The organism is Moraxella sp. CTOTU48717, from assembly GCF_032057165.1.
Lineage (GTDB): Bacteria > Pseudomonadota > Gammaproteobacteria > Pseudomonadales > Moraxellaceae > Faucicola > Faucicola tetraodonis.
The window spans coordinates 1-14,547 of record NZ_DAMBBC010000007.1; the positions used below are offsets into that span (position 1 = coordinate 1).

The window sequence follows — 14,547 nt, forward strand, 5'->3', positions numbered from 1 at the left end:
GCTATTCTTCTACTTTATGTGGATTTGTGGTAGTTTTTAATTTCTTTTACTATATTTTGACACACTCACTTTTAACCGAAGCTGCTCGTTATCAAGTTGAAAATTTTGCCCAAATTGGCATGGCTAAATGGGTAAAGTATCGACGAATCAAATAGCGATAATAAGAATTATCATGATTAGGCATAAAAATGCCAATAACCACTTCCATTCAAGCGAAACAAAATCAACCGTGCGACGGACTAACCTAGCAGACCAATGGGGCAGCTGATAAACCACTTCGCCATTGACATGCTTACCGCCTCGATACCAAAGTTTAAGCTGTTTTAACATATGTTTATGCCCATATCTATGTCTGATAAATTGATGAGTATGACACTATTAAACTTCTATTGGGTTAAGTCTATATGACAAATAGATAAAAAATCGTAAAAAATTGATATAAAAACTCACCCGATTGTTTAAAAGAGGGGGAAATGGAGAATATGATAAATGCGTAATATTTTTAGCCAAAGCATGGACAATAAAAGTTATAATGTTCCCCCATTTTTGAGCGCATCATGCTTTTTTATTTATGTCCAACCATCCATTGCTCACTCCCCTCAATATCGGCGACCAGAGCATCGCCAACCGCATCATCGTTGCCCCGATGGCAGGCGTTACTGATAAGCCTTTTCGCATGCTGGCTAAGTCCTTTGGTGCAGGGCATGCGGTGTCAGAGATGATGACGTCTGATGCCACGTTATTTGCTCATCACAAAACGCTGTATCGTGCCAATTTTGATGGCGAAATCGCACCTATTTCTGCGCAAATCGCGGGCTCAGACCCAGAAAAAATCGCCGAAGCGGCTCGCTATCAAGTTGCCAATGGGGCGCAAATTGTCGATATCAATATGGGTTGCCCAGCAAAAAAAGTTTGCAAAAAGCTTGCCGGTTCAGCGCTACTCAAAGATGAAGACTTGGTCAAGCGACTATTGGATGCCACGGTCAATGCCGTGGATGTGCCAGTCACGCTAAAAACCCGTCTAGGCTATGCCAATGGTGAAGAAAATATTTTACGTGTCGCACAAATGGCAGAAGAGGCAGGTATCGCCATGATTGTGATACATGGACGTACCCGCGAAGATAAATATCTAGGCCGCGCTCGCTATGAGTTAATTAAAGAAGTCAAAAATCTTCTCACCATTCCTGTTATCGTCAATGGCGATATCGACAGCCCGCAAAAAGCCAAACAAGTATATGAACAAACAGGCGCTGATGGCATTATGATTGGGCGAGCAGGGCAAGGACAGCCTTGGATTTTTCGCGACATTGCGCATTACCTAAAGACTGGTGAAATTTTGCCCAGTCCAACGATGGAGGCGCTAAAAGAGATTGTATTAAGCCATTTGCAAGAGATTTATGCGTTTTATGGTGAATACTCGGGGTGTCGTATCGCTCGTAAACATATTGCTTGGTATACCTCAGGCATTGCCAATTCCAATGCGTTTCGCCAAGCGATGTATGAAGAAGATACCACCGCTGGGCAGTTTAACGTGGTCGCGCGGTTTTTAAAGACGGCGGAATTTGATTAAAACCTTTACTATAAAACAGCCTATCGTAGAGTGCTTATGCCTTTTTAGAAACAAAGATTTGCAAAAAGTCATGATTAATGAATTTAGAATCTGTTAAAATTTTGCTGAGTCTGTGTAAAAGACCGATATCAAACAATAACCACATATTATTAATCAAATCAGATCAAATCAAATCATAAGGAGTCAGCGATGGCACAATTACGAATTGGCGACACGGCACCAAATTTTGACGCACAAACCACCGAAGGCAACATCAATTTTTACGATTGGCAAGGTGATAACTGGGTGGTTTTATTCTCACATCCGGCAGACTTTACCCCAGTTTGCACCACGGAGTTAGGACGCACGGCATCATTGGGTGACGAATTCAAAAAACGCCATGTCAAACCGATCGCATTATCAGTCGATAGCGTCGAAGATCACAAAGCTTGGGCAGGCGATATCTCAGAAACCCAAGGCTGCGCGGTGAATTTCCCTATCATTGCAGACGCCGATAAAAAAGTATCGGAAGCTTACGACATGATTCACCCAAATGCGTCAACCACGCACACGGTTCGCAGCGTATTTATTATCGATCCACAGCATAAACTGCGGCTAACTTTCACTTACCCAGCCGCCGTAGGTCGTAACTTCAATGAAATTTTACGGGTGATTGATGCCTTGCAATTGTCAGATAATTATGGCATTGCAACGCCAGTTGAGTGGCAAGACGGGGACGATGTGATTATCCCGCCAAGCGTCAAAAACGAAGAAATCGCGGCGAAATTCCCAAAAGGTCATAAAGAAATTAAGCCTTATCTGCGCACCACGCCACAACCGAATAAATAACCGTTTATGTTAAGTTTGACATCAAAAACCTAGTCGCTTGACTGGGTTTTTTTATGCCAACTCTTCCATTTGCCAACTTTTCCATTATTAAAGGTACTAAACTAAATTTACAGAACGGATGCTGAGTAACCATAAATATTTGGCTAAACTTCGATTAATGGTCTAATAATGGATATAAAGAATGATAAACAATCAAGTTAAAGGCGGCTTTAAAACCAGCGCATTGCTCATGCTTGCCCTGACTGGTTGCCAAACGGTGCATACTAACCCATCAGCACCTATTGAAAGAGTGCCATACGTGCAGCTGCCCATCTTTATCGGCTCTACCCCAACCACTAATTCTTTACAGAGTTATGATTGGCAGCTTAACAATATCAATAGCACAGATCCGATTACGTGGAATGGTTCATACTTGCAAACACAGAATGGCAAAATTACGCTAAACTTTAACCAAAATCACATAACCTATAATGTAGGCTGTAACCAACTATCAAATCAATATAGCCTAAGCAAAAATACCATGCAACCCATTGGGACAGGTATTAGTACTTTAATGGGTTGTGGTGAATTGCAAGCACCGGAACAATGGCTTGCTAAACAGATGCAAAGCCCAAGTGAACTACAAATAATGGAAACTCAAGTAGATGCAGTATTGTCGCAAACCACGGCTGATGGTAGCTGGCTTCAGTGGGTAGGTAAATTAAAGCCTGAAGTAAAATACGGCAAAGGGGAAACCGTATTTTTGGAGGTCAAACCCAAATGGCAGTATTGCGACAACGTGACCGATAGAAAGTGCCTAGAAGTGCGTGACATCAATTATGACACGCAGGGACTAAAAACAGCGGTGGGTCAATGGCATTTTCTCGATGCGCCAATCATGGGTTATCGTCATGACGAAAGCGCACAGCGGGTTTTGCGCTTGACTCGCTATCGCACCGCACCGACCGATACCAAAGGTTACGGCAACCTTTATAAGCTTGATAGCGTGATTGAAACACAGTTCATTGCCAACTAATTTGGGTCGTCAAACAGCGATGATACCGCTTATGTACCCTCGCTGTTTGACTATATCATTGACCAATCATCGATGCCGGATAGCCCAAGATTGATGAATGGGTTTTTTCAGGTCATAATCGAAACCAATCGTTTGCCCAGTCAAGGCTTCAACGTGATAACGGTTGTTAATTTCGTCGTCTAGCACAAATTTGGTAAAGTTATTGGAAAAATACAACACGCCTTCAGCGGATAAGCGATTCATGGCACGGTTGATGAGTGGTACGTGGTCGCGCTGCACATCAAAAGTACCTTGAAACTTCTTGGAGTTAGAAAAAGTCGGCGGATCGATAAAAATCACATCGTACTGCTCAGTATTGCTTTTAATCCATTCAAAAATATCTTGGGCAATAAACTGGTAGTTTGGCAAATCTGGCAAGCCGTTTAGGGCAAAATTTTTGCGTCCCCAATCCAGATAGTTTTGTGATAAATCCACCGATGTCACCGCTTTTGCCCCGCCCAATGCCGCATGTACACTGGCAGTACAAGTATAAGCAAACAGATTAAGCACCGTTTTACCGCGTGCGTTTTCTGCAATAATTTTTCGGAGGCTGCGATGGTCAAGGAATAACCCTGTATCCAAATAATCGCTAAAGTTCACCAAAAAATACGCCCGTTGGTTGTTGGCGGTTGGCTCGCTGACCACATGGAATTTACCCGAATTGGCTTTTTTCTCATACTGCTCATTGCCGGATTGGCGGGCGCGGGTTTTGATAAACACTTGCTCACGGTTCACTTGCAAGGCTTCACGCACGCCATGCAGCGCTAGATTAAAGCGTTTTTTGGCGGTCTCTAACGGGATTGATTTGGGAGCGGCATATTCTTGCACATGCACAAACTCACCATACACATCGACCGCCACTTTAAAATCAGGTAAGTCGGCATCATACACCCGCAGATTGGTCACGGCTTGTTTGTGAGCCAGCTTACGCAGATTGGCAAGATTTTTTTGTAGTCGATTGACAAAATCTTGACCTTCATCTACGGCGATTTCACGTTTTTCAAAGCGCGTAATCAACGGTGTGTCTTTACTCTTTAACAGCTCACCATAACGAAAATAAACGGTGATAGCGCCATTATGACAGCGCAGGGTTTTTGGCTCGGCAAGGGGTAGTACGTCGGCTTGTTCAACTTTGGCAGCGAGGACACCCAAAGTCACTTTGGCAGGGCTATCTGCAAACAGCGCTTGTAATTTTTTACCCAAACCTTGATACAAGGGTTTAATCAATTCTTCTTCACCCAGACGCTCACCATACGGTGGGTTGGTGATAAACAGGGGATTGACCCAACCATTGACTTGTTTTTCTAGTGCCAAATTAAGGGTCGCCAGTGACCGCTGCTGCAAAGTAATACGGTTGATGATAGGCGTCAAACCTGCGGCGATTAAATTTTTGTGCGTGGCTCGAACCGCGCCTGAGTCCATATCAAAAGCAAATACCGCGGGCATCTCGCCATTTGCCATGGCATTTAGGCGATGATGAAAACGGGTTTGCGCGTCTTGCACCATGGCCTCCCAAAGGGCAGTATCATGATGTTGCCATGCATAAAACCCAAATTGGCTATCGGCTTTATCCAGTCCTACGGCATAATCTGCGCTCATCAGTAAGGCTTCAATAATCAGCGTGCCTGAGCCACACATGGGGTCAACGATACTGTCAAATTGGGTGGTGTGAAAATTCACGCTATAGAGCAGGGCAGCCGCCAAGTTTTCTTTGAGTGGCGCTTCGGTCATCGCAGCACGATAACCACGGCGGTGCAAACTGGTACCTGATAAATCTAAATACAATTCAGCTTGTTTGTCACCCACCGTAGCGACAATGCCAAAATCGGGGGTTTTATCGACATTGGGGCGACGACCGAACTGCTCGTTAAATTGGTCGGCAATCGCATCTTTGACGCGCAGCATGGTGAATTGTTGGTTGGCTTGTACGCGCTTATCTAGGGTCAAACGAATCGCAAAGGTCTGCTCCAAATCAAATAACTGGGTCCATTTGACAGTTTTGGCAAAGGTATAGAGCTGATCTGCAATATCGTACTCGGGATTGATGTTCTTTTTGCCCAGTGGTAACAATACCCGCGATGCCACACGAGACCATAGACAAACTTGATAAATCTGCGCTAACGTCAATGTCGCCATCAGCCGACCCGTGCGCTCAATTTGTGTACCTATACCAAAGCTTGCCAGCTCAGTTTGCAAGGGAATCTCTAGCCCATCCGCACAAGTGATGACAATGTGAAAAGTTTGCCCAACGGGCGTTGTATTGCTGTCTGTCATAAAAACTGCCAAAAAAAGTCAAAGTTGATTAATGGCGTATTTTAGCATGATTAGCAAAGGACAAATGACAGAATGTCTGAAATTATGGAGAAGTTTTTACCGATGGGGCTGCTTCGCTTGGCATTGCGCTTGGCATTAAAAGCTGCATATGAGGGTAAGGTGTGGCAATGCCGGCATCATCGAGTGCTACTTTGATTTGTTCGCGTAGATTTTCTTTGATAAATGGCATTCGAGACACGTGTGGCGGATTGACCCAAAACCGCACGATAAAAAACACCCCAAAATCGCCAATTTTATCCACTGTCGCTGTGGGCGCAGGACGCTCTAGTACCTCTTTGGTGTTGGCTAAAATATCAAGGATAATAGCGCGAGCAGTTTCGATATCCGCTTCCAACGCGATACGCACTTCAATATCAAAACGAATCAGATTTTTGGCAGTTAAATTAATGACTTCTGCTGAAGCAACCGTTGAATTGGGGAAAATCACAGTGATATTATCACGGGTCAAAATTTGGGTAGTGCGCAGGGCGATTTGCACCACTTTACCTTCTTTTTCATTGATGCTGACCCAATCACCGACTTGAAACGACTGCTCAATCAAAATGGTGATACCGGCAATAAAGTTGGCAAGTGTGGCTTGCGCGGCAAAACCCACTGCGATACCCGCAATCCCAAGACCTGCGACCACAGACACAATATCAAAACCAAACTGCGACATCACCGAGGCAATCCACAATACGATGATGAGCATGGACAACAAATTGTGCAGTAGTTGTTCAATCGACGCGTTTAGTCCATAATTTTTGAGCATTTTTTGCATCAAATAACCGAGGTTGTACCACGCCATATAAAAAATCACTGACCAAATACCTGCTTTGGCAGTGGCTTTGACTGTTTCAGGTTCAAAATTAAGCTGACTCATCACCGCAAGCAAACTTGAAAACAACCACATTAATCGTGCGATGAGCCTTAACGATTGGCTGTATTTACTGTCTTTGGCGATAAAACGGGCGGAATTGATGAGCAATAAACTTAACCGATAGACCACGCCCAAAATTGCCAACAGCACCATAATTTTGATGCCTGTGCTGGCAAGTTTGGAGAGATACAGCGGCCAATTAACCGCTTCGTCTTCGAGCGAACCACCGACTGCTTTATAGACGTCATAATACAAGTCGTGATAGATATTTTTAAAAAATTGGTTCACGGACATACAATGAGTGATCTCGAGTCAAAAAATCAAAATAAAATAAGGCGTTTGGGTTAATTTAGGTTAGTTTGGGTTAAAGGGTGGGCAATATCGCAAGTAATTTATCAATATGCCCCTTGGCGCGGACATTGCGCATCTCATGAACCAGCTTGCCTGCGTTGTCGAAAATTAACGTTGAACGTACCACGCCAAGGCTGACTTTGCCGTATAGTTTTTTCTCGGCAATGATGCCAAAATATTGGCAAAGTTGTTCATCGGTATCACTCACCAGCGCAAAATTAATTTGTTGGTTGGCGATAAATTTTTCATGGCTTTTAACACTATCTCTTGATACGCCAATGACTTGGTAGCCAAGCTGCTGCAATTGGGTCAAATGCTGGCTAAAATCTTGCGCTTGTACAGTACAGCCTGAGGTGTTGTCTTTTGGATAAAAGTACAGAATCAAGCCTTTCTCTGACTGCTTTGCGTAGTCTTGCAGGTTGATTTGACGCTGGATAAATTGCGGCTGCGCTGTAGCATGACGGCTGGTATCCGCTTCAACCGTGGTGACTAAAAAATTGGGTAGTTGAGTCATGGACATTTCCCAAGCAAAAATTGAACTAACAATATCAGAAAGCCAGATTGAGTACAAACTTCTTCATGCGACAAAATAAAAAAAGACCAGTAAACAACTGGTCTGGTGGTGCGGCGCTATCGATTATGGTATTGAGTGTAACCAATTAGGGACGGGCTTTATTAAATTTAACGCCGTTACCGCACGCTTTCATACGAGCACTGATGGTTTGGAAAGTTTTGTTTTGGCGAACATCTTTGCCACTTTTTACCCAGGTATCGAGCTCATTTTTTTGCGCTTGGGTGATTTTTGATTGTTCATCTACCACACAAGTACATACTTTTTTTGCAGAAGCGGCATCAGTGATGTGTTTTTCGGTCATTTGTGTAGCGCAAGCATTGACATATTGTGGGTTGGCGGCATGCGCGGCAAACGGCAAAACCATGCTAGCAAATAGGGTCACGATGGCTGAATGTTTCATAGTTTATCCTCATAAGAGACAGCAGTATAGAACAGCAGGTGTTCAATCGTACAATGGCTAGCTTTACCGTTGACGCAATAAAGCTGGCAGGATTTGATGATGATAGATTACTGATAAATAGTCGGGTCATCTATTTCAGCTTGTAAAAAACCTTGCTGACGTAGATAGCAGCTATCGCAGTGCCCGCAGGCGCGTCCTTCGCTATCTGCGCGGTAGCATGACACGGTCAAAGCATAATCCACCCCCAGCGATACCCCAAGCTTAATGATTTCTGCTTTACTTAAATGCAACAATGGCGTTGCAATGTGGAGATGATTGCCCATCACACCGGCTTTGGTAGCGAGATTTGCCATCTTTTCAAAGGCTTCAATATATTCAGGACGACAATCAGGATAGCCTGAATAATCGACTGCATTGACACCAATCACAATGGCATTGGACTGTGTCACCTCTGCCAATGCCAGCGCATACGACAAAAAGATGGTATTACGCGCAGGTACATAAGTAATTGGAATGCTGTCATTATGCTGATTATCGCTAAAATCTGTTTGTTTGGCATCGGGTACCACCAGCGAAGCATCGGTCAACGCCGAGCCACCTAACTGTGCCAAATCAATATCAATAATACGATGGTTGACTTGAGCAGTCGCGGCAATTTTTTTGGCGGCATTAAGTTCGCTATTGTGGCGCTGACCGTAGTTAAAGCTTACCGCTGTGACGTTGGCATAATTGGCTTTTGCCCAGTAAAGGCAAGTCACGGAATCTAGCCCGCCCGAGAGTAAGACGACGGCGTTTTGTGATGTGGTTGATGTACTCATAGAGGATTTACTAACGACAAAAGGTGTATTTTATCAGAACTTAAGCAATTGTTGATGGGAAAATATGGGGCTAAAAGTAGTCAACGCAATATTAGCCAAAAAACTGCTATCACTACCAGTAAATATTTGCGTATTTCACCCAAATACCTTATAAAATAACCAAAAAGTTTTAAACCGAGCTTTAAACTACGTTATCCGACACTTTAGCCCAGTACCTACCACTGTAATCATTGCAGCATTTTTTATTTTCTTTATTTTTTTTCATTTTTAAGGTTATTCATGATAGTTCATACCCATTTTGTTAGCCATACTGCCATCTTATCAGCCATAAGCGTTGGCTTGCTGTATTTGACAGGTTGTAGTGTTGCGCCCTCGGCCGCCACGCCCGATAGCAGTACTGTTACTATTCCTACTACTATTGCTGCCACCCAAGCGAACACAGATACCCAAGCACTCACCACACGCCCGCTAGACAAGGCGCTACAAAAATGCGCTAGCGAGTTTTTGGATAAAACCCAGCCGACAATGACTGCCAAGCTGTCGCAAAAAACCTACCCACTGTGCTTTAATGGCTTTGCGGTGATGTATTCGGGGGTCACCAAAACCCCTATTTGGGTCGCTGAGCATTTGACGCGACAACGAATAGCGGCTGCCAAAACCTTGGTGAGAGAGGGTAACTTTCATGAAGAAACTCGCCTGCCAACCGAGGTGCGTAGTCTATTGAGCGATTATACCAATACCGGATTTGACAGAGGGCATTTAGCGCCCAATGCTGATATGGCAAACCCGGACTCACAATTTGATAGTTTTAGTTTAGCCAATATTGCCCCACAAACGCCTGACAACAACCGGAAAACTTGGGTAAAAATTGAAACACAAACTCGCAACCTGACCAACCAATACGGCTCAGCTTATGTGGTGACAGGGGTGGCGTTCTTAACACCGGAAGTCAAACGGCTAAAAAATCGTGTGCTGGTGCCATCGCATTTTTTTAAAGCGGTATATTTGCCATCACAGCATCAAGCGATGGCATTTTTTAGCCCAAATGATGATAGCGGAACTGTTGAAAAAATTAGCCTAAGCACACTTAAAAAACGCACCGGGGTCAATGCGTTTCCCAGTTTGCCGAGTAATGTAGCGACTATTGCACCATAACCACAAGCAGTAATTAGCAAGTCAAAAACTAGCAAATCAGCAACTAAACAGGGGGAAAAGATGAGTGCTTTTAAACCATTTCAAAATGATAGCCAAAGCGTGGGATTGGGCGAGTTTACCCTTGAGAATCAAGGAGAACAAGTCAATCTCTATGGCAGTGCGACGTTTACGTTGGATAAACAAAGTTTAGCCACGGCAAAACAATTGCAAGATGTGTTGAGCCAAATCATTGCGTATTTAGAAGCCCATCAAGCGCAAACAGTGGAAAAATCTGCCACGCAACAGGAGCAAGCGTCGCACGTGGACGAAGTAAATAACCCTTTCTTATAAATAAAAAAAGCGCAAATCAAACAATTTGCGCTTTTTATGGGTCAACTATTTATTGGTAAACTAGGCATCAAACTAGGCATTAAAACTGATAGTTAAAGCCAATTTTAGTTTTGCTATCGACACGGTTATCAACCAGTGGGCTGTCTTTTTGCTCATCGCTCAAATACTCTAAATGCTGACTGATAAACGCACTCCAGCGTGGCGAAATTGCGTAACTGGCGCTGACATTGACATAGGGAGTGATGCTACTATCAGCGTTATAAGCTTTTATCCCGGTGCGTAGCGATTCTTGCTCAGAAACACCAAAGTAGTAGTTGTTGTACTTGTCATTGTACCACTGCAGTCCTAACTCAGGATAGATGGTAACTTTATCATCCATTACCTTAAATCTGCTCAAATGCGCCACTTTTGCGCTAGTACCATCACTGCGACCCAATGCATCAGTTTCCAGTTGCGCTTTAAAGCCACCATACGGGGTGATGCGCATATAGCTAGTGCCCACCATAGCAGACCATTTACGCTCATCGAGTCCTTTTAACGCCGCTGTGCTCGCATCGTCTGGATCAAATGAACGGCTATCGTAGCTTGCGGTCAATCGCCATTCGTTTTGTGCATCTTTGTAGGGATAATAACCCGCTTCACTGCCTTCAATGTAGAATCGATTGTTGTCATAAAATGCCTGTGGCATGATCGTAACATCATTGTCCTTGTCGTACGCATAATGATTGATAGACGCGTTTAAACCCAGTTTAAAGTGGGCATTGGTATCCACTGGCATAGAAGCTGCGTGGGCAAGTGTTGAGCCCAACATACTGGCAAGTACCAGACAAGGTGCGAAAAATTGTTTCATAAAAACATCCTGTGAGAGTGGGTCATACAAAAAAGTGCTGACAGGCGCAAAGCGTAGAAAATAACAACCGATTTGCCTGTGAACCATACAGCAAGGTGATAAATTTATTATGGCATAAAAAGGTGAGCGCAAATAGTTGAATTTAAAGGTGCGATAGATAAAATCCAAGCCAGCATAAATCACTGAGCTACCTTGAGAACACCATTAAAATGTTATAATATAACATTTTAATATTCTCAATACTTGATTGGGCGACCCAGCATGATAAACGCATTGATTAACAAATATGCTTTTTTTAGCCGACCTTTTTTGCTACTAAGGCTACTAAAAACCCCCGCGATTGCCGGGATGACATTGACGATGAGCCTATTGGGGGGATTAACAGGCTGCCAAAAGCAAACTGATAATCAATCCACTTCAACGCAATCAGCCTCAAATCAATCCCCATCAAATAGCTCAGCTACAACAGTCTCATCAAACACCGTTATTGATAGCCAATTACCCACCGTGTATGCGACCACCAATGTGTGGGGTTTGGTAGCTAAAGCGGTCGGGGGGGATAAAGTCAATGTGATTGTGGGGGTCGATGATTTATCACAAGATCCGCATGATTATCAAGCCACAGCGACCGACAAGCTTAACATCACTAAGTCCGCTGTCATGCTGGTCAACGGTGGTGGGTATGATGATTGGGGTATGAGCTTAGCTGAGTCGGTGAGTCACAAACCTGTAGTGATTAATGCCGTAGCACTTTCAGGACTGTCGCCTAACACGGACAAAGCGGCAGATGAGCCTGCCGGTGAACAACACCAACACGACACCCAACAAGAAATAAATACCGCTCATCCGCAACCATCAGATCATCCTCACGTGCCCAGTGAAGGGCATAGCGAAGTACATAGTCACTCGCACGGTGACTTCAATGAGCACGTGTTTTTCTCCCTTGATACAGCAAAAAAAGTGGCTGAAGCGGTCAACAAGCAATTGGCTGCAACATCGCCTGCCAATCAAGCAATTTATGCGAAAAATACCCAGCAATTCATCCAGCAAATTGATGCCCTTAAAGTCAAAGCCAAACAAATCGGACAGCAAAAAGCCATCACTGCCTTTGCTACGGAGCCTGTCATTGGTTATTTGCTAGCCGATATGGGCATCAAGGATGTGACGCCAAAAGCCTATGCTGTGCAATCAGAGACGGATGCAGGGGTATCGGTCAAAGTACTCAATGACAGCAAAAGCCTGCTGAGCAATAAACAAGTCGGTTTGTTGGTGGTCAATGCCCAGACCGAGGATGCCACCTCAAAGCAACTAATCACATTGGCGAAGGCATCAACAGTCCCGGTTGTGGCGGTCTATGAAACTCTGCCCGATGGCGTGACAAGCTATACGCAATTTATTGAAAAAACCCTGGATGATTTTGCGGCCGCGACGCGCTAATTTTAACTAGCCTAAAAATTTTAGATTACCCATTAACGCATTTGGGGAAAAATTTGCGTTAATTGGTATAGTATTGGCTGGTTATCCTTTATAATGCTTAATTTTTAGCCCAGATTTTTTGCAATGTGATATTGCCAATCAACCATCCTTGCCTTTGGGATCTTGTCGTTAATCTTGCCGTTAGGATGAAGAAGTAGCTACCATGCCCATGTCAACCACCAAAATAGCCAATAGCGAGCGGCAGTTTGCGCAGGCTATTCATTGCCAATCGTTTATCAGATTGCCCCAATCACAGCAAGTCGTTTTGCAAGTCAAAGATGGCAGTATGCACTTTGGACAACGTCTGCTGTGGCAGGATGTCAATTTTTCGATTTTATCGGGTGAATTTGTGGCATTGCTCGGCGCAAACGGTACAGGCAAGACGACATTGCTGCGAAGTTTACTTAAACTTGTGCCCCTATCAAGTGGTTCAATCACGCTTGGCAAAGATATTCGAGTGGGCTATGTGCCTCAGCTCAAAGACTTTGCGCCAAAACTACCGATTCGGGGTAGGGACTTGGTGCAGCTAGGGCTGGATGGGGAAAATTATCTGTTTGGTCTGTTTAGCCCCAAAAAAACTTTGGGTGGTTTTTGGCAAACAGCAAAACAAAAAAAATATTTGGTGGATAAAGCCATTGCGGAAGTCGGCGGTGAGTCATTTTGTGATGCGCCGCTTACTATGCTCTCGGGTGGTGAGCAGCAGCGCATGCGTATCGCCCAAGCCTTGGTCGCTGAGCCTGATGTTTTGTTGATGGATGAGCCGCTGCTGAGTCTTGATGTGGCAAGCCAGTATGTGGTCAGTGATATTTTAGCCCATCGCAAACAGGCGCATCATACCGCGATTTTGATGATTAGCCATGAACTCGAGCCGATTATACCCTTGGTAGATAAAGTGCTGCGCCTTGAAAATGCGACTGCCAACCTCGGTGGTGTCGACTTAATCAATCGATTTCGCTAATTTATTTGCTTCAATCAAAAACAAGCCATCACATTCGATGGTTTTTTAACTTTTGGAATTTACATGCTGCTCACGACTTGGCTACATACCATCATCAATTTTGATAACTTTGCTGAGCTGTTGCCCTTGGTGTCGACGTCCATCGTGGCCGCGGTGTTATTGGGTGTGATGGCGGGATTCATTGGACCGATGGTACAGGCACGGGACATGGCATTTGCCGTGCATGGGACAGCAGAGCTGTCGTTTGCAGGGGCGGCGTGTGCCTTATGGTTAGGGTCTTCAGTGACGATAGGTGCCGTCATTGGGGCGGTGACGGCTGGCATGGTGCTGGGAGTCATGGGGATTGATGGCAAAAACCGCAACTCAGTGGTGGGTATTTTGTTGCCATTCGGGCTTGGGCTGGGGGTGTTGTTTTTATCCTTGTATCAAGGGCGCTCCTCCAATAAATTTGGCTTATTAACCGGGCAGATTGTTGCAATCACGCCCGCTGAATTGCAGTCAATGTTAGTGGTCGCGGTGATTGTACTGTCAATCATTGCTATATTTGGTCAGCGCATGTTATTTGCCGCAGTCGACCCGCAAGTTGCCCAAGCACAGCATTTAAATTTAACATTTTTATCCTTGCTGTTTATGTTTGCACTGAGTCTTGTGGTGGCGGTGAGTGTGCAGTTTGTCGGTGCATTGCTGCTATTATCGTTACTCATCACGCCTGCGGCGGCGGCGAGTCAAGTGACGGCTAGACCTATCTATGTCTATTTGTTGTCCATGCTGTTTGCCATCATCGCTGGGGTCGGCGGGATATTACTATCGTTAGGACCTGGACTGCCGATTTCACCTTATATCACCACGATTTCATTTGTGATTTATTTAAGCTGCTGGGGAATTGGCTACCTAAGAAAAAAAGCAGGGTGGAACAAACGCTTAGCTGCAAACTTTTCTTAATCAACAGGCGATAAAAACAGCGCAAATGGTATCAATTTGCGCTGTTTT

14 protein-coding genes are annotated in these 14,547 nt (G+C 44.4%); 8 read left to right on the forward strand and 6 right to left on the reverse strand.

Features of this window, described 5'->3' with window-relative positions:
* The first annotated feature begins 571 nt into the window (after positions 1 to 571).
* From dusB to RT084_RS05560, 3 genes are all read left to right on the forward strand, one after another.
* Positions 572 to 1,570 (forward strand): tRNA dihydrouridine synthase DusB, encoded by a 999-nt coding sequence (gene dusB, locus RT084_RS05550; RefSeq protein WP_312385377.1) that lies wholly within the window; start codon positions 572 to 574, stop codon positions 1,568 to 1,570.
* Positions 1,571 to 1,759: 189 nt separating this feature from the next.
* A complete protein-coding gene (locus tag RT084_RS05555) occupies positions 1,760 to 2,398 on the forward strand; it encodes a peroxiredoxin (RefSeq protein ID WP_050325417.1) in 639 nt (212 codons plus the stop codon).
* A gap of 181 nt (positions 2,399 to 2,579) precedes the next feature.
* On the forward strand, positions 2,580 to 3,413 hold the full coding sequence (locus tag RT084_RS05560) for an META domain-containing protein (RefSeq protein ID WP_312385379.1): 834 nt from the start codon (positions 2,580 to 2,582) through the stop codon (positions 3,411 to 3,413).
* A 66-nt stretch (positions 3,414 to 3,479) separates the two neighbouring features.
* Here RT084_RS05560 and rlmKL read toward each other — a convergent pair whose 3' ends face one another.
* The 5 genes from rlmKL to queC all read right to left on the reverse strand — a co-directional run bounded on the left by rlmKL (position 3,480) and on the right by queC (position 8,788).
* Positions 3,480 to 5,726, reverse strand: a complete 2,247-nt coding sequence (gene rlmKL, locus RT084_RS05565) for a bifunctional 23S rRNA (guanine(2069)-N(7))-methyltransferase RlmK/23S rRNA (guanine(2445)-N(2))-methyltransferase RlmL (protein ID WP_313097968.1) — start codon at positions 5,724 to 5,726, stop codon at positions 3,480 to 3,482.
* A gap of 82 nt (positions 5,727 to 5,808) precedes the next feature.
* Positions 5,809 to 6,939: a mechanosensitive ion channel family protein gene (locus RT084_RS05570; protein ID WP_076776581.1), complete on the reverse strand. Its 1,131-nt coding sequence runs from the start codon at positions 6,937 to 6,939 to the stop codon at positions 5,809 to 5,811.
* A gap of 70 nt (positions 6,940 to 7,009) precedes the next feature.
* The gene (locus tag RT084_RS05575; protein WP_065252728.1) at positions 7,010 to 7,516 is read right to left on the reverse strand and encodes a peroxiredoxin; all 507 of its coding nucleotides are present in this window, start codon (positions 7,514 to 7,516) and stop codon (positions 7,010 to 7,012) included.
* Positions 7,517 to 7,655: 139 nt separating this feature from the next.
* On the reverse strand, positions 7,656 to 7,970 hold the full coding sequence (locus tag RT084_RS05580) for a hypothetical protein (protein ID WP_065252727.1): 315 nt from the start codon (positions 7,968 to 7,970) through the stop codon (positions 7,656 to 7,658).
* A gap of 107 nt (positions 7,971 to 8,077) precedes the next feature.
* The gene (gene queC, locus RT084_RS05585) at positions 8,078 to 8,788 is read right to left on the reverse strand and encodes a 7-cyano-7-deazaguanine synthase QueC (protein ID WP_219299395.1); all 711 of its coding nucleotides are present in this window, start codon (positions 8,786 to 8,788) and stop codon (positions 8,078 to 8,080) included.
* A gap of 279 nt (positions 8,789 to 9,067) precedes the next feature.
* Between queC and RT084_RS05590 the strand changes: the two genes are divergently transcribed.
* Positions 9,068 to 9,943: a DNA/RNA non-specific endonuclease gene (locus RT084_RS05590; RefSeq protein ID WP_313097970.1), complete on the forward strand. Its 876-nt coding sequence runs from the start codon at positions 9,068 to 9,070 to the stop codon at positions 9,941 to 9,943.
* A gap of 60 nt (positions 9,944 to 10,003) precedes the next feature.
* Complete coding sequence (locus RT084_RS05595) at positions 10,004 to 10,273, forward strand: hypothetical protein (protein WP_313097972.1); 270 nt, start codon at positions 10,004 to 10,006, stop codon at positions 10,271 to 10,273.
* 79 nt (positions 10,274 to 10,352) lie between these two features.
* On the opposite strand, the gene RT084_RS05600 is transcribed toward RT084_RS05595, so the two are convergent.
* On the reverse strand, positions 10,353 to 11,123 hold the full coding sequence (locus RT084_RS05600) for a MipA/OmpV family protein (RefSeq protein ID WP_313097974.1): 771 nt from the start codon (positions 11,121 to 11,123) through the stop codon (positions 10,353 to 10,355).
* Positions 11,124 to 11,384: 261 nt separating this feature from the next.
* Here RT084_RS05600 and RT084_RS05605 point away from each other — a divergent pair, with 261 nt between their 5' ends.
* From RT084_RS05605 to RT084_RS05615, 3 genes are all read left to right on the forward strand, one after another.
* Positions 11,385 to 12,560, forward strand: a complete 1,176-nt coding sequence (locus RT084_RS05605) for a metal ABC transporter solute-binding protein, Zn/Mn family (RefSeq protein ID WP_313097976.1) — start codon at positions 11,385 to 11,387, stop codon at positions 12,558 to 12,560.
* 202 nt (positions 12,561 to 12,762) lie between these two features.
* Entirely contained in the window at positions 12,763 to 13,557 is a 795-nt protein-coding gene (locus RT084_RS05610; RefSeq protein WP_313097977.1) for a metal ABC transporter ATP-binding protein, read from the forward strand.
* Positions 13,558 to 13,620: 63 nt separating this feature from the next.
* Positions 13,621 to 14,499 carry a metal ABC transporter permease gene (locus RT084_RS05615; RefSeq protein WP_313097979.1) on the forward strand — a complete coding sequence of 293 codons (879 nt, stop codon included), beginning with the start codon at positions 13,621 to 13,623 and terminating at the stop codon, positions 14,497 to 14,499.
* Positions 14,500 to 14,547 lie beyond the last annotated feature (48 nt).